Below are 20,864 nucleotides of genomic sequence, written 5' to 3'. Positions count from 1 at the left end.
GACATGGCTGTACCCCCAATCGTGGCGATCGGGGGTACAGAAGGCAGGGGCGGTGGCCGAAATCAGACCTGGAGCGTCCGTGGCTTGTAGGACGGCCGCTTGGTCTCGTAGGCGGCGATGTCGGCGTCGTTCTGGAGCGTGATGGAGATGTCGTCCAGGCCGTTCAGCAGCCGCCAGCGGGAGTTCTCGTCCAGCTCGAAGGAGGCGGTGACGCCCGCGGCGCGCACCTCACGGTTCTCCAGGTCGACGGTGATCTCGGTCTGCGGGTCCGCTTCGGTCAGCTCCCACAGCGCGTCCACGATCTTCTGCTCCAGAACCACCGTGAGCAGCCCGTTCTTCAGCGAGTTGCCCCGGAAGATGTCCGCGAAGCGGGAGGAGATCACGGTCTTGAAGCCGTAGTTCTGCAGCGCCCAGACGGCGTGCTCACGGGAGGATCCGGTGCCGAAGTCGGGACCGGCGACCAGGACGGTTGCACCCTGTCGCTCGGGGCGGTTGAGGATGAAGTTCTCGTCCTTGCGCCAGGCCTCGAACAGACCGTCCTCGAAACCGTCCCGGGTCACCTTCTTGAGCCAGTGAGCAGGGATGATCTGGTCGGTGTCGACGTTGCTGCGGCGCAGCGGGACGGCCCGGCCGGTGTGGGTGGTGAAGGCTTCCATGGTTCTCAGACTCCAGCGGGCGCGGGGACGTCGGTCAGGTCGGCCGGGGAGGCCAGGTGGCCCAGGACGGCGGTCGCGGCCGCGACCTGCGGCGACACCAGGTGGGTACGACCGCCCTTGCCCTGCCGGCCCTCGAAGTTGCGGTTGGAGGTGGACGCGGAGCGCTCGCCCGGGGCCAGCTGGTCGGGGTTCATGCCGAGGCACATCGAGCAGCCCGCGTGCCGCCATTCGGCGCCGGCCTCCTTGAAGACCACGTCCAGGCCCTCGGAGACGGCCTGCAGACCCACCCGCGCGGAGCCCGGGACGACCAGCATCCGTACGCCGTCGGCGACTTTGCGGCTGCGCAGGATGTCCGCCGCGGCGCGCAGGTCCTCGATGCGGCCGTTGGTGCAGGAGCCTACGAAGACCGTGTCCACCTTGATGGAGCGCAGCGGCTGACCGGCCTCCAACCCCATGTACTCCAGGGCCTTTTCGGCGGCGAAGCGCTCCGATGCGTCTTCGTACGAAGCCGGGTCGGGGACGGCCGCCGAAAGCGGCGCGCCCTGGCCGGGGTTGGTGCCCCAGGTGACGAACGGCGACAGCGCGGCGGCATCGATGACGACCTCGGCGTCGAAGACCGCGTCGTCGTCGGTGCGCAGGGTCTTCCAGTACTCCACCGCGGCGTCCCAGTCGGCGCCCTCGGGAGCGTGCGGGCGGCCCTTCAGATACGCGAAGGTGGTCTCGTCGGGGGCGATCATGCCCGCGCGGGCGCCGGCCTCGATCGACATGTTGCAGATGGTCATGCGGGCCTCCATCGAGAGCTTCTCGATGGCGGAGCCGCGGTACTCCAGGACGTAGCCCTGGCCGCCGCCCGTACCGATCCTGGCGATGATCGCCAGGATCAGGTCCTTGGCGGTGACGCCGTCGGGCAGCTCGCCCTCGACGGTGATGGCCATGGTCTTCGGGCGGACCAGCGGCAGCGTCTGGGTGGCCAGCACATGCTCGACCTGCGAGGTGCCGATGCCGAACGCGAGCGCCCCGAAGGCGCCGTGCGTGGAGGTGTGCGAGTCACCGCAGACGACGGTCGTACCGGGCTGCGTCAGACCGAGCTGCGGGCCGACGACGTGCACGACGCCCTGCTCGACGTCGCCCAGCGGGTGCAGGCGCACCCCAAACTCGGCGCAGTTCTTGCGCAGCGTCTCCAGCTGGGCGCGGGAGACCGGGTCGGCGATGGGCTTGTCGATGTCGAGGGTCGGGGTGTTGTGGTCCTCGGTCGCGATGGTGAGGTCGAGCCGGCGCACCTGCCGGCCGCTCTTGCGCAGCCCGTCGAAGGCCTGCGGGCTGGTCACCTCGTGCAGCAGGTGCAGATCGATGTAGAGGAGGTCGGGCTCGCCCTCGGCGCGCCGGACGACGTGGTCGTCCCAGACCTTCTCCGCGAGTGTCCTACCCATCGCTTTCCCTCCGGCCGGCAAGCGTCCACCGGCCCAACTAGAGATCTTGAGGAGGAGACGCCCGCGCCCCAGGTGTGTGTCCGGGCGTCCGCCACCGGGCCCGTTGGTCCGCGGGCCGCTGTGTGATTCCAGAGTGGCGCGTTCCACGGAAAATTGAACTTGCGTTTCACAGAGTGAGACGTGAGTATCGTTGCATGGACAACAGTAGCGGCGTCGGCGTTCTGGACAAGGCGGCCCTCGTCCTGAGCGCTCTGGAGTCCGGTCCGGCCACCCTCGCGGGTCTGGTCGGAGCCACCGGACTGGCACGACCCACGGCCCACCGCCTGGCCGTGGCCCTGGAACATCACCGCATGGTGGCACGCGACATGCAGGGCCGTTTCATCCTCGGCCCGCGCCTCGCGGAGCTGGCGGCGGCGGCCGGCGAGGACCGCCTGCTCGCGACGGCCGGCCCGGTGCTCACCCACCTCCGCGACGTCACCGGCGAGAGCGCGCAGCTCTATCGGCGCCAGGGCGACATGCGCATCTGTGTGGCCGCGGCGGAACGCCTGTCCGGCCTGCGGGACACGGTCCCGGTGGGTTCCACGCTCACGATGAAGGCCGGCTCCTCGGCGCAGATCCTGATGGCCTGGGAAGAGCCGGAGCGCCTGCACCGGGGGCTGCAGGGCGCCCGCTTCACGGCGACAGCCCTGTCGGGCGTACGACGCCGCGGCTGGGCCCAGTCCATCGGCGAGCGGGAGCCGGGCGTCGCCTCCGTCTCCGCGCCCGTGCGCGGCCCCTCCAACCGCGTGGTGGCCGCCGTCTCGGTCTCCGGCCCCATCGAGCGCCTCACGCGCCACCCGGGCCGTATGCACGCCCAGGCCGTCATCGACGCGGCCGGCCGCCTGTCGGAGGCCCTGCGCCGCACAGGCTGAGCACCCCGCTCCGGGACATGCGGAGGAGGGCCTGCCTCAACGCCGCGGCAGGCCCTCCTCCACTCCCCCGACCCCCCGGTCAGCCGGTCTTCTCGGCCACCGGCGCCCCCTGCGACCGGTAGGCGAAGCGGTCCTTCGCATACCGGCCCCGTTTCTGCAGCGGGATCTGCCCGTGCGCCGCGGCCAGCCCGAACGCGGGCATGTCTCCGTAGATCGCCTCGTACGACCCTTCGGGCACGACGTACGACTCGTGCCAGATGCCGACCCGCCCCCGCAGCTTCCCGTCCCGCTCCTTGCGGTTGAGGCGCGCCCAGGCCTTGTGGTGGAAGGCGTCCGACGCGGTCGCGTAGCCGTACAGCTTGTCCCTGGACTCCCAGTACTGCACGACGTAGTACGTCCGCGGCGAGGCCGTCAGCAGGACGTGGGCGAGCAGACCCCGCTCGGGTTCCCGCCGCAGATCCCGCAGCATGCGGAGCATCGCGAGCATCACCGGCAGCCAGATGTGCACCGCCCAGAAGCGGTTGATGCGCATGCCGATCAACAGGACGACGACCTCGCCCTTCGCGTCGGCGGTCGTACGGGTCACCATGACGACGTCCCCCTCGTTGGCGAGCAAAGCTATCCAAGTACCGATGCTTAGATAGTGCCGTTATCCAAGAAGGGGCGCAAGACATGCGGCTCGCCGAGCTGAGCAGACGCAGCGGTGTGTCCACCGCGACGATCAAGTACTACCTGCGCGAAGGGCTGTTGCCGCCGGGCCACCAGGTCAACACGACGACCGCGGAGTACGACGAGGAACACCTGCGCCGGCTGCGGCTGGTGCGCGCGATGATCCAGGTGGGCCGGGTACCGGTGGCGAAGGTGCGCGAGGTGCTCGGTCACGTGGACGACGATTCCCTGCCCCGCACGATCCGCCTGGGCGCGGCACTGTGGGCGCTGCCGCAGGTGCCGGAGCCGGACGAGGACGACGAGTACGTCCGGGCCGCGCACCAGGAGGTCGACAGGCTCCTGGACCAGCTCGGCTGGGAGAACGCCAAGCAGCTCATCACCATCTCCCCCGCGTACCGCTCGCTGGTGGTGGCGGTGGCCGCGTTCCGCCGCATCGGCTACACCTTCGGGGCCGAACTCCTCGCCCCGTACGCCGAGTTGATGTACCGGACAGCCGTTCTAGACCTGGACAACATGGAGGCGTACCCGTCGGAGGCGGAGCGGATCGAGTTCGCGATCCTGGGAGTGATCCTCAACGAGCCGGTGAAGCAGGCGCTGCACCGGCTGGCCCAGGAGGAGGAGACGGCGCGGCGGTACGGCTTCACGTAGTCGGCGCCGGGTACGACGAAGGCCCTCCGCCGAAGCGAAGGGCCTTCTCTGATGTACCCCCGACCGGATTCGAACCGGCGCTACCGCCTTGAGAGGGCGGCGTGCTAGGCCGCTACACAACGGGGGCCTGGACACTGCGTTTCCGCAGGTCCGAGCTGGTCTACCTGGACTCGAACCAAGACTAACTGAACCAGAATCAGTCGTGCTGCCAATTACACCATAGACCAATGATGGTTTAGACCAGTCAGTACCCCCGACCGGATTCGAACCGGCGCTACCGCCTTGAGAGGGCGGCGTGCTAGGCCGCTACACAACGGGGGCCCTAGCGATCCCGACAGGATCAGGATCAGTACCCCCGACCGGATTCGAACCGGCGCTACTGCCTTGAGAGGGCAGCGTGCTAGGCCGCTACACAACGGGGGCTTTGCAGATGAGCTCTGCGAGCTGGCCTACCTGGACTCGAACCAAGACTAACTGAACCAGAATCAGTCGTGCTGCCAATTACACCATAGGCCACTGGAACTCAAGCCCCTGCGGGGTCCTCGTTCTAGTTTGCTCCTCGGGGCTCCGGCCTTTCGGCCCGCTCCCCTCGGCGCAGGAAGAACATTACCCGAAGGTGGACGGGGCTCCAAAACGGGTATCCGCGCGGACGAGCGCGGGGAGTTCGGCCAGGGTCGAGATCCGGTGCAGGGCGACCTCCCCGGCCTCCTGCTCGCCGGCCCGCCCGCGGTCGATCCACACGGACAGCAGCCCGGCCTCGGCGGCGCCCCGCCCGTCGATCTCCGGGTGGTCGCCGACGTAGGCCACCTCGTGCGGCGGCAGTCCGAGGGTCTCGCAGACCGCCAGGAAGGCGGCGGCCTGCGGCTTGGAGACCCCCAGCTCGGCGGCGCACAGGACGGCCTCGAAGCGGTCGAGGATGCCGAGGGTGCGCAGCTTGTGCTCCTGGACCGTGATGCTCGAGTTGGACAGCACCGCGTGCCGGTGGGCGGAGAGGGCGTCCAGGGCGGGCAGGACGTCCGGGAACAGCCGCCAGGCGGTTTCGTAGTGACGCAGGTAGCGGGCGAACCAGGCGTCCGCCTCGGCGTCGCCGAGCGGCTCGCCCAGGAAGTACCGGACGCGGTCGCGCCGCTGCCCCTCGAAGGTGTTCTCGCCCGCCGCGTACCGCGCCCACTGGCGGTCGGTGCACTCCCGCCACCACTGCAGCGCCTCGTCCGGTCCGCCGTACCAGGCGAGCAGCCCCTCGGCTTCCAGGAAGGCGCTCATGCCCTCCCGGTCCGCCGTCGTGTAGTCGAACAGGGTGTCGTCCACGTCCCAGACCACGGCTCTGATCGTCATGCTTCGAACCTATCCCGTGGCACATACGACAAGGGCGGCATCCGGACATCCGGATGCCGCCCCTGCGGGTGCCGTGCGGTTACGCGGTGAGCTTCGCCAGGGCCGCGTCGATGCGGGCCAGCGTCGTCTCCTTGCCCAGGACTTCCAGGGACTCGAAGAGCGGCAGGCCGACGGTACGGCCCGTGACGGCGACGCGGACCGGGGCCTGGGCCTTGCCGAGCTTGAGGCCGTGGGCCTCGCCGGCGGCCAGGACGGCCTCCTTCAGCGACTCGGCGGAGGTCCAGTCCGCGGACTCCAGCTTCTCGCGGGCCGAGCGGAGCAGGGCGTCGCTGCCCTCCTTCATCGCCTTCGTCCACGACGCCTCGTCCTCGACCGGCTCGGCGAGGAACAGGAAGTCGACGTTGTCGGTGATCTCCGAGAGGACCTTGAGGCGGGTCTGCGCGTGCGGGGCGATCGCCTCCCACTTCGCCTCGTCGAAGTCCTCCGGCGCCCAGGGGGCGAACGGGGCCTTCAGCCACGGACCGCAGCGCTCGGTGAACTCCTTCACGTCCAGCATGCGGATGTGGTCGGCGTTGATCGCCTCGCACTTCTTCAGGTCGAAGCGCGCCGGGTTGGGGTTCACGTCCGAGATGTCGAAGGCCGCGACCATCTCCTCGATCGTGAAGATGTCCTGGTCCGCCGAGAGCGACCAGCCGAGCAGCGACAGGTAGTTGAGCAGCCCCTCGGGCAGGAAGCCCTGCTCGCGGTAGAGGTTGAGGGACGCCTGCGGGTCGCGCTTGGAGAGCTTCTTGTTGCCCTCGCCCATCACGTACGGCAGGTGCCCGAAGGCCGGGACCTGCTGCGCGATGCCCAGCTCGATCAGCGCCTTGTACAGGGCGACCTGGCGCGGGGTGGAGGAGAGCAGGTCCTCGCCGCGCAGGACGTGGGTGATCTCCATCAGGGCGTCGTCGACCGGGTTGACCAGCGTGTACAGCGGGGCGCCGTTCGCGCGGACGATGCCGTAGTCCGGGACGTTCTCGGGCGTGAACGTCAGTTCGCCGCGGACCAGGTCGGTGAAGGTGATCGTCTCGTCGGGCATCCGGAACCGGACGATCGGGGCGCGGCCCTGGGCCTGGTACTCCTCGACCTGCGCGGCGCTCAGGTCGCGGCAGTGGCCGTCGTAGCCGGAGGGCCTGCCTGCGGCGCGGGCGGCCTCGCGGCGGGAGTCCAGCTCCTCCTGGGAGCAGTAGCAGCGGTAGGCGTGGCCGGCGTCCAGGAGCTTGGCCGCGACGTCCTTGTAGAGGTCCATGCGCTGCGACTGCCGGTACGGCGCGTGCGGGCCGCCGACCTCGGGGCCCTCGTCCCAGTCGAAGCCGAGCCAGCGCATCGCGTCGAGCAGCTGGTTGTACGACTCCTCCGAGTCGCGGGCCGCGTCGGTGTCCTCGATGCGGAACACCAGGGTGCCCTGGTGGTGGCGGGCGAACGCCCAGTTGAACAGGGCGGTGCGGACCAGGCCCACATGGGGGTTTCCGGTGGGCGAGGGGCAGAAACGGACGCGTACGGGGGAGCCGGGTGCGCTAGCCACGCTTGACAACCTTGTTGGTGAGAGTGCCGATGCCTTCGATGGTGACGGCGACCTCGTCGCCGACGTTCAGGGGGCCGACCCCTGCCGGGGTGCCGGTGAGGACGACGTCGCCGGGGAGCAGGGTCATGGCCTCGGAGATGTTGACGATCAGGTCCTCGATGGGGTGGATCATCTCGCTCGTCCGGCCGAGCTGGCGCTGCTGGCCGTTGACCGTGCACTGGACGGTCAGATCGCTCGCGCGCTCCAGGTCCAGATCCGTCTCCACCCAGGGGCCGAGCGGGCAGGAGGTGTCGAAGCCCTTGGCCCGGGCCCACTGCTTCTCGCGCTTCTGCACATCGCGGGCGGTGACGTCGTTGGCGCAGGTGTAGCCGAAGATCACGTCCTTGACGCGCTCGCGCGGGACCTCACGGCACATGCGGCCGATGACGACGGCCAGCTCGGCCTCGTGGTGCAGTTCCTCGGAGAACGGCGGGTACTGGATGGCGTCGCCGGGCCCGATCACCGAGGTGGACGGCTTGAAGAAGGCGAACGGGGCCTCGGGCACCTCGTTGCCCAGCTCGCGCGCGTGCTCGGCGTAGTTGCGGCCGAACGCCACGACCTTGTTGGGCAGGACCGGCGGGAGCAGCCTGACCTTGCTCAGCGGCACCTTCGTACCGGACAGCTCGTAGTCCGCGAACGGGATGCCCTTGATGATGTCGAGGACGAGTTCGTCCTGCTTGTCGCCCTCGACCGCGCCGAAGGCGACGTTCCCGTCGATGGAGAACCTGGCGATGCGCACGGGATCCTTGCGCCCCTCAACTAGAACCGGCGTACTGACGCCCCAGGTTAACCGGTCGGGCCGTCCGGCGTTCGGCCGGTGCGGCCTGGCGACGCCGTTTTTCCGGTACGGAAATGAGGGGGTCGGAATTCCGGCTTCGCGTTGTCCGGCGTGCGCTCCGGGTGGCCGCGTCCTGGTCCGTACGGCACGTCGACGGCCGTGGCAGCACGGCCACCGAGGTGTTCCGGGTGGTCGCCGAGGTGCCCGGAAAAGCCGTCCGGGGAAATTCCGGCGCGAGCGTCACGGCCGGTCCGGGCACCGTTCGAAAAAGCGCTCCCGGGAATTCGGCGGAATAGGTGAGTGCCGGTCGGCTACTCTGCGGCGATCGCCTGGGCCGGGACGTCGACCAGGATGGTGCGCCGGGGGTTCGCCGTGTGGGCCGGGAGGTCGAGGGAGTGCTCCGGCAGCTCGGGGGTCTGCAGCTCGTCGGCGTCCTTGAGGTGCGCCAGGGTCGTGCGCCGCGGGTTGGCGATCTTGTGGAACATCATCGTCGTCTTCACCGTTGTCGTCCTGTGCCCTCTGGTCGAGTGGGTTTGCAGAGTCGTCCCTCTTGTAAAGCGTCAGGCTAAACATCCGATTCCCCACCGATGGCGCCAACTGCCCCCGTGACGCATGTGAGTTTCCTCACGACCTCACAGACAAACCGGTCAAATCTGGCCAGCAATCCGCCCTGACGAAACGGACATTGACCCCCTGAAGCCATCATTCCGCTCCTGATCATGGCGACTGGGACACCTGGCACCGACCGGCAACTCGCAGGCATACGCCCGATATGCACGGGATAAGCTTCCACGTCTGGTGACACGGCACTCACAGCCCGTCACCGAGCACACGGCTCGGCACACGGCCCTTGTTGGAGATCCGGCACTGTGCTGGAATTCCACGGACCGCCGCGGGATCGAGCCGGCGCACAGCGGCGCGACGCAGCGCCGAGCGGCGGCGGGACAGGGGGGAACCAGCGCCGGTCACTCAAGACCACCGGGGGGCGTATTCAGGGCGCTCTCCAAAACGCCGACACCGTGTCTCTCCGCTCGCGCGGAGGGGTGCCTGGTCCAGAGGTTGCGACGCTAGTGCAGGGACGTTTCAAGAGGGATGGCAGCGCTTCGGCGGAGCCGGAGTCGCACGACGGGACTGGCCCCATGAAGGGCAGCTCCTCGCCCCAGCACGCCCAGAACCAGGGCACGGCCCCGGCCGGAGACGGCGGTGGGCGCCCCGGCGCCCCGGGAGCGTCCTCGCCGACGGCGTCGGCCTCGGGCGGGTCCGGCACCTCCGGGACCGGCACGCCGAGCGTCAGCCCCGTCAAGGGCCCCACCGGCCCCGGTTCGCGCATGGCCCTGCGCAACTGGCGCATCTCCACGCGTCTGGTCTCGCTGCTCGCCCTGCCCGTGGTCGCGGCGACCTCGCTGGGCGCGCTGCGCATCGACCAGTCGATGAACGACATCCAGCAGCTCGACAACATGAAGCTGCTGACGGACATGACCAAGCAGGCCACCGAGCTGGCCGCCGCGCTCCAGGAGGAGCGCGACCAGTCCGCCGGTCCCCTCGCCCACGGTCTGAAGGCGACCGACTACACGGTCAAGGGCTACCAGGAGAAGACCGACCGGGCCCGCGAGAACTTCCTCGACGCCTCCGAGCAGATCGACGCGGCCAGCAAGAACGGCAACCTCCAGGGCGTCCGTGACGCACTCGTCGGCCTCGCCAACCAGCTGGACGACCTGGCCAAGATCCGCCGGTCCGCCTACCAGGCGCAGGGCAACTCGACCCAGACCATCGAGTCGTACCACCGGCTGATCACCCAGCTGATCGACCTGTCCCAGGACATGGCCGAGGCGTCCAGCAACCCGGAGATGATCTCCCGCACCCGCGCCCTGGCGGCCTTCTCCACCGCCAAGGAGTACGCCTCCGAGCAGCGCGCGGCGATCGCCGCCGCGCTGCCCGCGACCACCTCGTCCAAGGGCAACCTCTCCGAGAACGACCGCCTCTACGGCCAGTCGGCCTACGAGAGCGAGAACTCCGAGCTGGCGATCTTCCGCAAGATCTACGCGAGCCAGGGGAACGCGGAGGAACTCCTCGGCCCGATCGACGCGGGCAACCCGACGATCGAGTCCGCCGACACCTACGCCAAGCGCTCCTTCGAGTCCTCCACCGGTATGCAGCAGCTGCCGGCGCGGTCGTACAAGGACTGGGTGGACGACAGCTCGACCAAGATCGAGCAGATGAAGAAGATCGAGCACACGCTGCTCGAGGAGATGGAGCAGAAGGCCCGCGAGCTGAAGAGCGCGACCCAGCAGGACGCCATCATCTCCGGTGCGCTGATCCTGCTCGTGCTCGGCGTCTCGCTGGTCGGCGCGTTCGTCGTGGCCCGGTCCATGATCCGCTCGCTGCGTCGACTGCAGGAGACCGCGACCAAGGTCGCCCAGGACCGGCTGCCCGAGCTGGTCAAGCAGCTGTCGGAGTCCGACCCGCAGGACGTCGACACCTCCGTCGAGTCCGTCGGTGTGCACTCCCGGGACGAGATCGGCCAGGTGGCCGCGGCCTTCGACGACGTGCACCGCGAGGCGGTCCGCCTCGCCGCCGAGCAGGCCCTGCTGCGGGGCAACGTCAACGCGATGTTCACCAACCTCTCGCGCCGCTCCCAGGGCCTCATCCAGCGTCAGCTGTCGCTCATCTCCGAACTGGAGTCCCGCGAGGCCGACCCGGACCAGCTGTCCTCGCTGTTCAAGCTCGACCACCTCGCGACCCGTATGCGCCGTAACGGCGAAAACCTCCTCGTCCTCGCCGGTGAGGAGCCCGGCCGCCGCTGGACCCGCCCGGTCCCGCTGGTCGACGTGCTCCGTGCCGCCGCGTCCGAGGTGGAGCAGTACGAGCGCATCGAGCTGGCCTCCGTGCCCACCACCGAGGTCGCCGGCCGCGTCGTCAACGACCTCGTGCACCTGCTCGCCGAGCTGCTGGAGAACGCCACCTCGTTCTCCTCGCCGCAGACCAAGGTCAAGGTCACCGGTCACGCGCTGCCCGACGGCCGCGTGCTGATCGAGATCCACGACACCGGTATCGGCCTCTCCCCCGAGGACCTCGCGGCGATCAACGAGCGGCTCGCCTCGCCGCCCACCGTGGACGTCTCGGTCTCCCGCCGCATGGGCCTCTTCGTGGTCGGCCGGCTGTCGCAGCGGCACGGCATCCGCATCCAGCTGCGCCCGTCCGACTCCGGCGGTACGACCGCGCTGGTCATGCTGCCCGTGGACGTGGCCCAGGGCGGCAAGAAGCCCGCTCCGGGCAAGCCGGGCGCGCCCGGCGCGAGCGGTGGTCCCGCCGCCGCGCAGGCCGCCGCCGGTGTGGCCGCGGCACGGCGCGGAAACGGCGGCAACGGCCAGGGCGGTGCCCTCGGCGGCGCCCCGGCGGGCGGCGGTCTGCTCGGTGCCGGTCCCGCCCCGCGCGGTCAGGTCGGCTCCGGCCAGGGTCCCCGGGCCGCGCTGCCCGGCGCGGGCCAGGGCGGACGTCCCGGTGCGCCGGGCGGTCAGCGTGGCCCCCAGGGCGGTCCCGGTGGGCCCGGTGGCCTCGGTGGTCCGCAGCAGGGCCGGCCGGTGCCCACGGGTTCCGGTGCGGGCGGCTTCGGCGGTCAGGCACCCGGTGCCCCGCAGGGGCTGCAGGCCGCGAACCCGGGCGGGCCGCAGCAGGACGCCTTCGGCGGCCGTGGCTCGCAGCAGCGCCCCGGCGCCCCCTCCGACCAGGGCCGTCAGCCCCAGCTGCCGCCGCGCGGCGGTCCGCGGGCCGAACTGCCCGGCGGCGGCCCGCAGCCGCGCACCCCGAACTGGGCCGACTCCCAGGCCCCGCTGTCGCGTGCCTCGCTGGACACCCCGCGCGGCCACGACGAGCAGGACCCGTCGCACACCGCGCGCATGCCGCGCGTCGACGACCGGCAGGGTCCGGGCTCGACCTCGGAGATACCCCGGATCGACGCCCAGGGCCCGTCCGCCACGGGCGAGTTCCCGCGCCCGGAGCTGAGCACCTTCGGCGGCCCCCAGAACACGGGCCAGTTCCCGCGGCCCGACGGCCCCCAGCAGACCGGCCAGTTCGCCCGCCCCGACAGCCCCCGGCAGACCGGGCAGTTCCCCCGCCCGGACAGCCCGGAGCAGACCGGGCAGTTCGCGCATCCGGACAACGCCCAGCAGACGGGTCAGTTCGCCCGTCCCGAGGCCCCGCAGCTGCCGGACCGGTTCGACGGTCACGGCGATCAGCAAAGTGGTCAGCAGGGCTCGGGCTCATTCGTCCGCTCCGACGTCTTCGGCACTCCGGCGGCGCCCGCGCGGCAGGACGACGGCGCCCGGGACACCGGCCGGTTCACAGCTCCGCAGGCGTACGACGGCCACTTCGACGACAGCTCCACCGGACAGCACTCGCTGCCCGGGCGGCAGAGCCCGGCGCAGAACCCGTCGCACACCGGCCAGTTCGAGCGTCCGCAGCCGGGCGCCCGGAACGACTTCGGCGCCCCGCGCCCGCCGACCCCGCAGCAGCAGCGCCCGGTCCACCGTGAGCCGGAGGCTCTGCCGCCGGCCAGCGGCCCGGGAGACGGACGTACCCCGCTGTTCGACACGCTGGAGACCAACTGGTTCCACGGCGGTCCGCAGGCGGAGGGCGCGCCCGCGCAGCAGCAGCCGCAGCAGGCGCAGGCGCCCGCGCAGGCTCCCGCGCCGCAGCGCGGGGTGAACGGCAACGGCAACGGCTCGAACACCGGCTCCTGGCGTACCTCGCCGAACGACGAACTCGTCCGGCAGGCCGAGCGGGTCCGGCAGCCCGCCGCCGGCGGTGTCACCACCTCCGGCCTGCCGCGCCGGGTGCCCCGGGCGAACCTCGTCCCGGGCACGGCTCAGCAGCAGCAGAACCAAGCCGGTCCGCAGGTCTCGCGTGCGCCTGACGACGTACGCGGACGGCTGACCAATCTCCGTCGGGGCATCGCTCAGGGCCGTCAGGCCGGCAGCGGCCAGACCGGCAGCTACCCGAGCCCCACTCACCAGCAGGAGCGTTAGTTGAGTCCGATGAGCCAGGCGGCACAGAACCTGAACTGGTTGATCACCAACTTCGTGGACAACACCCCCGGGGTGTCGCACACGGTGGTGGTCTCCGCCGACGGCCTTCTGCTGGCGATGTCCGAAGGTTTCCCGCGGGACCGCGCCGACCAGCTGGCGGCCGTCGCGTCCGGGTTGACCTCTCTCACGGCCGGGGCGTCCCGGATCTTCGAGGGCGGCAACGTGGCGCAGACGGTCGTCGAGATGGAGCGCGGCTTCCTTTTCCTGATGTCCGTCTCGGACGGGTCTTCCCTTGCGGTACTGGCCCACCCCGAGTGCGACATCGGTCTCGTCGGCTACGAGATGGCACTGCTCGTCGACCGCGCGGGTGCGGTTCTCACCCCGGATCTGCGCGCCGAACTCCAAGGCAGTCTGCTCCACTGACTCGCCCCGGCACCACCCACCTCACCAAAACACCGTCCGGCCGCCACAATCCCCCCACCGGCCCACGTCAGACGGCACGACTGACCGACTTGCTGTCCCGCCCGGAGGATTCATGACCCCGCCCACCGCCTCTCATGATCCGTACGCGGAGCCGTACGGGGACGAGGGCGACCAGCCGCTGGTACGTCCGTACGCGATGACCGGTGGCCGGACCCGGCCGCGCTACCAGCTCGCCATCGAGGCGCTCATCAGCACCACGGCCGACCCGGCAGCGCTCATGGGACTGCTCCCGGAGCACCAGCGCATCTGCCACCTGTGCCGGGAGGTCAAGTCGGTCGCGGAGGTCTCCGCGCTGCTGGCCATGCCGCTCGGTGTGGCCCGGATCCTGGTCGCCGACCTCGCCGAGGCCGGCCTGGTCGCCATCCACCAGCCTGGTGGCGACGAGAACAACGGCGGCGCTCCGGACGTGACGCTGCTCGAAAGGGTGCTCAGTGGACTTCGCAAGCTCTGACACGGGTCGGGCCACCACCTCCGCGAAGATCGTGGTGGCGGGCGGCTTCGGCGTGGGCAAGACCACGTTCGTCGGCGCCGTCTCGGAGATCAACCCGCTGCGCACCGAGGCCGTCATGACGTCCGCCAGCGCGGGCATCGACGACCTCACCCACACCGGGGACAAGACCACCACCACGGTGGCCACGGCCAGGACCGCTTCTGGTTCATGTGGGACGACCTGGTGCGCGGCGCGATCGGCGCGATCGTCCTCGTGGACACCCGCCGGCTCGCCGACTGCTTCCCGGCCGTGGACTACTTCGAGAACAGCGGCCTGCCGTTCGTCATCGCCCTCAACGGCTTCGACGGCCAGCAGCCCTACACGCCCGACGAGGTGCGCGAGGCGCTGCAGATCGGACCGGACGCCCCGATCATCACGACCGACGCCCGGCACCGCGCGGACGCCAAGAGTGCGCTGATCACGCTGGTGGAGCACGCCCTGATGGCCCGCCTGCGATAACACGCGCATACGCACCCAAGTACGACGCCCCGTACGGCAGTTGTCGTAAACGCACCGGAATCACGCACCGGAGCCGACTGTGGCCTTTGACACGGTCGGCTCCGGTGTTCATAACAGTTCGGCAGAGGAATCCCCGGGTATCACCACGCGACGCGGTCGAGCGGTACCGCTGCGCTCACAACGGCCCCGCCTTTTGGCGGGGCTCGCTCTTTATGACCGTTTTATCTAGGGCTTACATCACCGCTCTTCAGAGGTTTCCGCTGTTTGGAAGAGCGCTGGTCCACGTGCTGGAATGCGTGAACTGCCCAATAGTCAAAGACGTACTACGTGGTCGATGACGAACCGGGCTCTGAGAGACTGCGGCACGACGTAGGTGCCGTTCGCCGAGAGGTTGTTGGTCGAGTGAGGCGAAGCAAGAACGGTCCCGAGCCGTCGGCGCGGGGCAACTTCACCCCGCCGCCGCGCGCTGCGGCGCCCACCCCCGTCACCGGCGCGGAACCGGCGGCCGCTCCCGCGCCCAGCGGCGGCCGTTTCTCCCCGCGCAACTGGCGCGTGCCGACCAGACTGAACGCGATCCTGCTGATACCCGTGGCGGTCGGCCTCGTCATGGGCGGCTTCCAGGTGAACAACTCGATCGACACCTGGCAGCAGGCCCGTGACGCCGAGAACACCGCCCGTCTGGTGCGCGCCTCGCTGTCGTACGCCGACGCCCTCTACAACGAGCGGGACACCACCGCCGCTCCCCTGCTCAAGGGCAAGCTGGAGACGGCCCAGGACAAGCAGACGGTCACCGCCGCCCGCGCCGCGACCGACAAGGCCGCCGACGCCTTCGACCAGGCAGCCCAGAGCATGCCGCACAAGTCCGGCCTGGAGCGCCGGCTGAAGCTGTTCCGGGAGGCCGAGCCCTATCTGCAGACGCTGCGGGCGGGCGCGTACACCACCAAGTTCCCGGGTGTGCAGACCGAGGAGGGCTACGTCAAGGTCGCGCACCCGCTGATGGAGTTCGCCAACGAGCTGGGTCTGGGCACCGGCAACATCACCTCCTACGGCCGTACCGTCTACGCCATCTCGCTCACCAAGGCGGCACTGTCGCTGGAGCGCTCGATCGGCACGCACATCCTGGTCAAGCCGGGTCCCGACGCCCCCAACCTGGCCAGCCAGCGCGTCGCCCTGTCCTCCTACGCCTATCTGGAGGGCATCGCCGTCGAGGAGTACATCGGCGGTGGCACCCAGGCCGACGCGGACAAGCTGGACACGGAGAAGAGGGACATCCAGACCCAGGCCGCGGCGATGGCCCAGCAGGCCAAGGCCAAGGACCCGGCCTACATCGCGCCGCCGTCCGACCCGCAGAAGATGGTCACGGCGCTCGCCACGCTGGACTCGACCGACCCCGTCGCGCGTGAGGCACTCGCCCAGAAGGGCATCACCGCGCAGAACTGGTGGGCGGTCAACACGCTCAAGTTCAACGCCTACCGGCAGATCGAGTCGGACATGGCCGACAAGGCCGTGAACGAGGCCTCGTCCATCGCCGACGACGCGAAGACCTCCGCGTTCACCACCGGTGCCGTCGTCGTGATCGCGCTGCTGCTGGCCTTCATCCTGGCCGGTGCCGTGGCCCGCCAGATGAGCCGCTCGATGCGCCAGCTGCGCAACGCCGCCTTCGGCATCGCCGAGCAGCGCCTGCCGATGCTGGTCGACCAGCTCTCCCGCACCGACCCCGGCCGGGTCGACACCCGGGTGGCGCCGATCCCGATCACCACCAAGGACGAGATCGGCGAGGTCGCCCGCGCCTTCGACCAGGTCCACCGCGAGGCGGTCCGGCTCGCCTCCGAGCAGGCCCTGCTGCGGGGCAACATCAACGCGATCTTCACGAACCTGTCGCGCCGCAACCAGTCGCTGATCGAGGGCCAGCTGACCCTGATCACCGACCTGGAGAACAACGAGGCCGACCCGGACCAGCTGGAGAACCTCTTCCGCCTGGACCACCTCGCGACCCGTATGCGCCGCAACGGCGAGAACCTCCTGGTCCTCGCCGGCGAGGAGCCCGGCCGCCGCTGGGACCAGCCGGTCCCGCTCGTGGACGTCCTGCGTGCCGCCACCTCCGAGGTGGAGCAGTACGAGCGCATCGAGCTGTCCGGTGTGCCGGAGGCCGAGATCCACGGCCGCGCGGTCACCGACCTCGTGCACCTGCTCGCCGAGCTGCTGGAGAACGCGACGACGTTCTCCTCCCCGCAGACCAAGGTTCGCGTCACGGCCACCCGGCTGCCCGACGGTCGGATCATGATCGAGATCCACGACAAGGGCATCGGCCTCACCGCCGAGGACTTCGCGGACATCAACCACAAGCTGGCCAACCCGCCGACCGTGGACGCCGCGATCTCCCAGCGCATGGGTCTGTTCGTGGTCGGCCGGCTGTCCGACCGGCACGGCATCCGTGTCCAGCTGCGCCCCTCGGGCGAGCAGGCCGGTACGACCTCCCTGGTCATGCTGCCGGACGCGATCACGCACGGCGGTGGCGGCGAAGCGCCGCTGGACCGCGAGGAGTTCACCGTCTCGCAGATCATCCCGGAGCAGCAGTTCCAGGGTGAGAGCTTCGGCCAGGTGGAGCCGATGCGCACCGCCGCCGAGCTCGGCTTCGACGACACCCGGTACACCGAGGTCCCCGACGACATCCGCGAGCTGGACCCGGTGGGCCGCTCCCTGATGCGCGAGGAGCGCCGCGCGGCCCTGGAGGCCCAGGGCCACGGTGAGCCGCAGCAGGAGCCCGAGGCACCCGCGTCGTACGCCGACCCGCTGTTCGACGGCCGGCAGGCCTACCAGGAGCAGCCGCAGCAGGCGTACCAGGAGCAGGCGTACGAGGAGCGGCAGCAGACCTCGTACGAGGAGACGTACGACAAGCCGTACGAAGAGCAGTACTTCGCGCCGAACGGCGGTCTGCCGCAGGGCGACGGCTTCTCCGCGAACGGCGGTTACCCGGACCCTGCGTACCAGGAGCCGGCCCAGTCGCACTCCTACCAGGACGACTGGCCGCAGCAGGACGGTTACCAGAACGGGTATCCGGCCCAGTACGCTCCGGAAACGGAATCCTCGCAGGCCGCTGATGTGGGCGAGCGCAACCGCGTAGGCTTCGACCGTCCGGGACCGGCCTCTCCCGCCGCCCACCAGATGACCGACGCCGGGCTGCCCCGCCGCGGGTCCGCCGCGAGCGGTTCCAACGGCTCCAGTGCCGCGGGCGCCACGGCGCACGTGCAGCAGGAGGCGCCGGCTCCCGCACCGGGTGCGGGCGCCCCGGGGGCGAGCGGCGACAGCGACTGGCGTTCGACCAACGACGAGCGGTGGCAGCAGGCCGCGCAGCTCCGGAAGCCGAAGGCAGGCGGGGTCACCGCCTCCGGGCTGCCGCGGCGGGTGCCCAAGGCCAATCTGGTCGAGGGCGCCGCCGAGAACACCCCTCAGGGAGGCCCCCAGGTCTCCCGCGCCCCGGAGGACGTCCGGGGCAGGCTGAGCAACCTGCGTCGGGGCGTCCAGCGCGGACGCAGCGCAGGCAGTGAAACGAACGGCCAGGCCACTAGAAATCAACACAGTGGTCCTGACAGCACCTACAACCAGGAGCGTTAGTGTGAGCCCGATGAGCCAGGCGGCACAGAACCTGAACTGGTTGATCACCAACTTCGTGGACAACACCCCGGGGGTGTCCCACACGGTGGTGGTCTCCGCCGACGGACTCCTTCTGGCGATGTCCGAAGGCTTCCCCCGCGACCGCGCCGACCAGCTCGCGGCCGTCGCTTCCGGTCTGACGTCCCTGACGGCAGGCGCCTCCCGCATCTTCGAGGGAGGCAGCGTGAACCAGACGGTTGTGGAGATGGAGCGGGGATTCCTCTTCATCATGTCCGTATCCGACGGTTCGTCGCTCGCGGTCCTGGCCCACCCGGAAGCGGACATCGGCCTCATCGGGTACGAGATGGCCCTTCTGGTGGACCGCGCGGGCACGGTCCTGACCCCGGATCTCCGTGCGGAGCTCCAGGGGAGCCTTCTCAACTAGTAATCGGACGGTGCGTATTCGCGTCCCGGGGCCGTAAGGTTTCGGGACGCGGCTCCACAGCGATGGGCGCCCGGCACAGTCGGAGGAGGAGAAAGTGGCAACACCCCCAGGCGGTTCGTCTTCGGGCAACTGGTCGTACGGCCCTGCCCAGGGCCAGGGCGACGGCTCGGCGAACCGGTACAACTTCCCCTCCGCGCCGAGCCACCGGCAGCCGTACGCGCCGCAGGGCCCCGGTCCCTCGCCGTACGACCAGCCGCAGGCGCCGCGCATCCAGCCGGTGCAGCCGCAGCGCCGCCCCGAGCCGGCGCCGGCCACGGCAGCGAACAACCCCCTGGTGCGTCCGTACGCCATGACCGGCGGCCGGACGCGCCCGCGCTACCAGCTCGCCATCGAGGCACTGGTGCACACCACCGCCGCTCCGCACCAGATGCAGGGCCAGCTGCCCGAGCATCAGCGGATCTGCAACCTGTGCCGGGAGATCAAGTCGGTGGCCGAGATCTCGGCCCTGCTCACGATCCCCCTCGGCGTGGCCAGGATTCTCGTCGCCGACTTGGCGGAGGCGGGCCTGGTCGCCATCCATCAGCCCGGCGGCGACGAGAACGCCGGTGGCCAGCCAGACGTGACACTGCTCGAAAGGGTGCTCAGTGGACTTCGCAAGCTCTAGCGGCGGTCCTTCCCGCTCCACCACCTCCGCGAAGATCGTGGTGGCGGGCGGCTTCGGCGTGGGCAAGACCACGTTCGTGGGTGCCGTCTCGGAGATCAATCCGCTGCGCACCGAGGCCGTCATGACGTCCGCTTCGGCCGGCATCGACGACCTCACCCACACCGGGGACCGGCCAGGACCGCTTCTGGTTCATGTGGGACGACCTGGTGCGCGGCGCGATCGGCGCGATCGTCCTCGTGGACACCCGCCGGCTCGCCGACTGCTTCCCCGCGGTCGACTACTTCGAGAACAGCGGCCTGCCGTTCGTCATCGCCCTCAACGGCTTCGACGGCAACCAGCCGTACAACCCGGACGAGGTGCGCGAGGCGCTGCAGATCGGCCCCGACACGCCGATCATCACGACGGACGCGCGGCACAGGGCTGACGCCAAGTCCGCGCTCATCACGTTGGTCGAGCACGCTCTGATGGCTCGACTCCGCTGATTCGGCCACGGGGGCCCCGCGCCCCCGAAAGCCCGAAGGGCCCCTCTCCTGCGAGAGGGGCCCTTCGTCGTCGTACAGGCTCAGTGCCAGCTGTGCGGGGAGCGGAAGCCGCCCTCGCGCTCCAGGCGGCGCCAGCCCGGCTTGGGGTGGGCCCGGTGGGCTGACGGGGTCGGGCGGGCGGCCGCGCGGGCCATGAGGATGGCCGTGATGGCGGCGACTTCCTCGGGCTCGGCGTGGCCCTTCTCGACGCGGATGTCAGGAGTGCTCATGGGTGTCAGTCTCCGTGAGAGAGAGGTCCGCGGGGTTGCCGCGGCGGGTCCGCTCGGTTACTGCGGGGGGTTGCCGTGCTTGCGGGAGGGCAGGTCGGCGTGCTTGGACTGGAGCATCGCCAGGGACTTGGGGTCGATCACGTCGTCCACCAGGCCGCGCTCGGCGGCGTAGTACGGGTGCATCAGCTCCGCCTTGTACTCCTTCACCATCTTCTGCCGCATGGCCTCCGGGTCCGGGGCCTCGGCGATCTGACGGCGGAAGATGACGTTGGCGGCGCCCTCGGCGCCCATCACCGCGATCTCGTTCGTCGGCCAGGCGTAGGTGAGGTCGGCACCGATCGACTGGGAGTCCATGACGATGTAGGCACCTCCGTACGCCTTGCGCAGGATCAGCGAAATCCTCGGCACGGTCGCGTTGCAGTAGGCGTACAGCAGCTTCGCGCCGTGGCGGATGATGCCGCCGTGCTCCTGGTCGACGCCGGGGAGGAACCCCGGCACGTCCAGGAAGGTGACGATCGGGATATTGAAAGCGTCACACATCTGGACAAAGCGTGCAGCTTTTTCGCTGGCCTCGATGTCCAGGACGCCCGCGAGGACCTGCGGCTGGTTGGCGATGATGCCGACGACCTGGCCGTCGAGGCGGGCCATCGCGCAGATGATGTTCCGTGCCCAGCGCTCGTGGACCTCCAGGTACTCGCCGTCGTCGACGATCTCCTCGATGACCTTGGCCATGTCGTAGGGCCGGTTGCCGTCCGCCGGGACGAGGTCGAAGAGGATCTCGCCGCGACGGTCGACCGGGTCGGAGGACTCCACGCGCGGGGGGTTCTCGCGGTTGTTCTGCGGGAGCAGCGACAGGAGGTAGCGGACCTCGGCGAGGCAGGTCTCCTCGTCGTCGTAGGCGAAGTGGCAGACACCGCTGGTCTC

17 protein-coding genes, 5 tRNA genes and 2 pseudogenes are annotated in these 20,864 nt (G+C 70.1%); 10 read left to right on the top strand and 14 right to left on the bottom strand.

What is annotated here, in order from left to right:
- Positions 1-62 precede the first annotated feature (62 nt).
- Positions 63-656, bottom strand: coding sequence for a 3-isopropylmalate dehydratase small subunit (leuD, locus tag ADK64_RS12855; RefSeq protein WP_053658288.1), 594 nt, complete (start codon positions 654-656; stop codon positions 63-65).
- A 5-nt stretch (positions 657-661) separates the two neighbouring features.
- Positions 662-2,086 (bottom strand): 3-isopropylmalate dehydratase large subunit, encoded by a 1,425-nt coding sequence (leuC, locus tag ADK64_RS12850; protein WP_053658286.1) that lies wholly within the window; start codon positions 2,084-2,086, stop codon positions 662-664.
- Positions 2,087-2,280: 194 nt separating this feature from the next.
- Here leuC and ndgR point away from each other — a divergent pair, with 194 nt between their 5' ends.
- The gene (gene ndgR, locus ADK64_RS12845; RefSeq protein WP_020270051.1) at positions 2,281-2,997 is read left to right on the top strand and encodes an IclR family transcriptional regulator NdgR; all 717 of its coding nucleotides are present in this window, start codon (positions 2,281-2,283) and stop codon (positions 2,995-2,997) included.
- 79 nt (positions 2,998-3,076) lie between these two features.
- Here the strand turns inward: ndgR and ADK64_RS12840 are convergent, their stop codons facing one another.
- Complete coding sequence (locus ADK64_RS12840; protein WP_053658489.1) at positions 3,077-3,586, bottom strand: DUF4188 domain-containing protein; 510 nt, start codon at positions 3,584-3,586, stop codon at positions 3,077-3,079.
- 83 nt (positions 3,587-3,669) lie between these two features.
- Here ADK64_RS12840 and ADK64_RS12835 point away from each other — a divergent pair, with 83 nt between their 5' ends.
- Positions 3,670-4,314, top strand: a complete 645-nt coding sequence (locus ADK64_RS12835; RefSeq protein WP_053658284.1) for a MerR family transcriptional regulator — start codon at positions 3,670-3,672, stop codon at positions 4,312-4,314.
- A gap of 54 nt (positions 4,315-4,368) precedes the next feature.
- Here ADK64_RS12835 and ADK64_RS12830 read toward each other — a convergent pair.
- From ADK64_RS12830 to ADK64_RS12790, 9 genes are all read right to left on the bottom strand, one after another.
- Positions 4,369-4,441 (bottom strand) — tRNA-Glu (locus ADK64_RS12830).
- Between the two features lie 28 nt (positions 4,442-4,469).
- Positions 4,470-4,541: transfer RNA gene (locus ADK64_RS12825), tRNA-Gln, on the bottom strand.
- 21 nt (positions 4,542-4,562) lie between these two features.
- Positions 4,563-4,635, bottom strand: a tRNA-Glu gene (locus tag ADK64_RS12820).
- 29 nt (positions 4,636-4,664) lie between these two features.
- A tRNA-Glu gene (locus ADK64_RS12815) sits at positions 4,665-4,737 on the bottom strand.
- A 21-nt stretch (positions 4,738-4,758) separates the two neighbouring features.
- A tRNA-Gln gene (locus ADK64_RS12810) sits at positions 4,759-4,830 on the bottom strand.
- A 90-nt stretch (positions 4,831-4,920) separates the two neighbouring features.
- Positions 4,921-5,649: an HAD family hydrolase gene (locus tag ADK64_RS12805; RefSeq protein WP_199829593.1), complete on the bottom strand. Its 729-nt coding sequence runs from the start codon at positions 5,647-5,649 to the stop codon at positions 4,921-4,923.
- Positions 5,650-5,728: 79 nt separating this feature from the next.
- A complete protein-coding gene (gene gltX, locus ADK64_RS12800) occupies positions 5,729-7,213 on the bottom strand; it encodes a glutamate--tRNA ligase (protein WP_078992630.1) in 1,485 nt (494 codons plus the stop codon).
- Positions 7,206-7,991, bottom strand: coding sequence for a fumarylacetoacetate hydrolase family protein (locus tag ADK64_RS12795; protein WP_053658279.1), 786 nt, complete (start codon positions 7,989-7,991; stop codon positions 7,206-7,208). Before ADK64_RS12795 ends, gltX begins: the two co-directional genes overlap by 8 nt.
- Before the next feature lie 350 nt (positions 7,992-8,341).
- Positions 8,342-8,530 carry a hypothetical protein gene (locus ADK64_RS12790; RefSeq protein ID WP_053658277.1) on the bottom strand — a complete coding sequence of 63 codons (189 nt, stop codon included), beginning with the start codon at positions 8,528-8,530 and terminating at the stop codon, positions 8,342-8,344.
- Between the two features lie 570 nt (positions 8,531-9,100).
- On the opposite strand from ADK64_RS12790, the gene ADK64_RS12785 reads away from it, so the two are divergent.
- The 8 genes and pseudogenes from ADK64_RS12785 to ADK64_RS12750 all read left to right on the top strand — a co-directional run bounded on the left by ADK64_RS12785 (position 9,101) and on the right by ADK64_RS12750 (position 19,671).
- Positions 9,101-13,054 carry a nitrate- and nitrite sensing domain-containing protein gene (locus tag ADK64_RS12785; protein WP_107092976.1) on the top strand — a complete coding sequence of 1,318 codons (3,954 nt, stop codon included), beginning with the start codon at positions 9,101-9,103 and terminating at the stop codon, positions 13,052-13,054.
- 9 nt (positions 13,055-13,063) lie between these two features.
- The gene (locus ADK64_RS12780; protein ID WP_003973453.1) at positions 13,064-13,477 is read left to right on the top strand and encodes a roadblock/LC7 domain-containing protein; all 414 of its coding nucleotides are present in this window, start codon (positions 13,064-13,066) and stop codon (positions 13,475-13,477) included.
- A 112-nt stretch (positions 13,478-13,589) separates the two neighbouring features.
- Positions 13,590-13,988 carry a DUF742 domain-containing protein gene (locus ADK64_RS12775; protein WP_019058642.1) on the top strand — a complete coding sequence of 133 codons (399 nt, stop codon included), beginning with the start codon at positions 13,590-13,592 and terminating at the stop codon, positions 13,986-13,988.
- Positions 13,969-14,486: pseudogene (locus ADK64_RS12770) on the top strand (GTP-binding protein). The gene ADK64_RS12775 and the pseudogene ADK64_RS12770 overlap by 20 nt, the downstream one beginning before the upstream one ends.
- Positions 14,487-14,888: 402 nt before the next feature.
- A complete protein-coding gene (locus tag ADK64_RS12765; protein WP_199829592.1) occupies positions 14,889-18,101 on the top strand; it encodes a nitrate- and nitrite sensing domain-containing protein in 3,213 nt (1,070 codons plus the stop codon).
- Between the two features lie 10 nt (positions 18,102-18,111).
- Positions 18,112-18,525: a roadblock/LC7 domain-containing protein gene (locus ADK64_RS12760; RefSeq protein WP_005479603.1), complete on the top strand. Its 414-nt coding sequence runs from the start codon at positions 18,112-18,114 to the stop codon at positions 18,523-18,525.
- Between the two features lie 94 nt (positions 18,526-18,619).
- Complete coding sequence (locus ADK64_RS12755; protein ID WP_053658274.1) at positions 18,620-19,189, top strand: DUF742 domain-containing protein; 570 nt, start codon at positions 18,620-18,622, stop codon at positions 19,187-19,189.
- Positions 19,170-19,671 (top strand): annotated as a pseudogene (locus ADK64_RS12750) (GTP-binding protein). Before ADK64_RS12755 ends, ADK64_RS12750 begins: the two are co-directional and overlap by 20 nt.
- Before the next feature lie 80 nt (positions 19,672-19,751).
- On the opposite strand, the gene ADK64_RS12745 reads toward ADK64_RS12750, so the two are convergent.
- Both ADK64_RS12745 and ADK64_RS12740 read right to left on the bottom strand, forming a co-directional pair.
- On the bottom strand, positions 19,752-19,940 hold the full coding sequence (locus tag ADK64_RS12745; RefSeq protein WP_053658272.1) for an acyl-CoA carboxylase subunit epsilon: 189 nt from the start codon (positions 19,938-19,940) through the stop codon (positions 19,752-19,754).
- Between the two features lie 57 nt (positions 19,941-19,997).
- On the bottom strand, positions 19,998-20,864 hold an 867-nt coding region (locus ADK64_RS12740), incomplete at its 5' end, for an acyl-CoA carboxylase subunit beta (RefSeq protein ID WP_324614394.1).

The organism is Streptomyces sp. MMG1121 (assembly GCF_001280015.1).
Classification (GTDB): Bacteria; Actinomycetota; Actinomycetes; order Streptomycetales; family Streptomycetaceae; genus Streptomyces.
The sequence above is the reverse complement of the archived record's forward strand: the minus strand, read 5'-3'. Positions and strand labels throughout refer to the sequence as shown.

What these genes read in the sequence shown, in the direction of transcription:
- leuD (WP_053658288.1), bottom strand. Translation starts at nt 656, where the DNA reads ATGGAAGCCTTCACCACCCACACCGGCCGGGCCGTCCCGCTGCGCCGC.
- leuC (WP_053658286.1), bottom strand. Translation starts at nt 2,086, where the DNA reads ATGGGTAGGACACTCGCGGAGAAGGTCTGGGACGACCACGTCGTCCGG.
- ndgR (WP_020270051.1), top strand. Translation starts at nt 2,281, where the DNA reads ATGGACAACAGTAGCGGCGTCGGCGTTCTGGACAAGGCGGCCCTCGTC.
- ADK64_RS12840 (WP_053658489.1), bottom strand. Translation starts at nt 3,586, where the DNA reads ATGGTGACCCGTACGACCGCCGACGCGAAGGGCGAGGTCGTCGTCCTG.
- ADK64_RS12835 (WP_053658284.1), top strand. Translation starts at nt 3,670, where the DNA reads ATGCGGCTCGCCGAGCTGAGCAGACGCAGCGGTGTGTCCACCGCGACG.
- ADK64_RS12805 (WP_199829593.1), bottom strand. Translation starts at nt 5,649, where the DNA reads ATGACGATCAGAGCCGTGGTCTGGGACGTGGACGACACCCTGTTCGAC.
- ADK64_RS12780 (WP_003973453.1), top strand. Translation starts at nt 13,064, where the DNA reads ATGAGCCAGGCGGCACAGAACCTGAACTGGTTGATCACCAACTTCGTG.
- ADK64_RS12775 (WP_019058642.1), top strand. Translation starts at nt 13,590, where the DNA reads ATGACCCCGCCCACCGCCTCTCATGATCCGTACGCGGAGCCGTACGGG.
- ADK64_RS12760 (WP_005479603.1), top strand. Translation starts at nt 18,112, where the DNA reads ATGAGCCAGGCGGCACAGAACCTGAACTGGTTGATCACCAACTTCGTG.
- ADK64_RS12745 (WP_053658272.1), bottom strand. Translation starts at nt 19,940, where the DNA reads ATGAGCACTCCTGACATCCGCGTCGAGAAGGGCCACGCCGAGCCCGAG.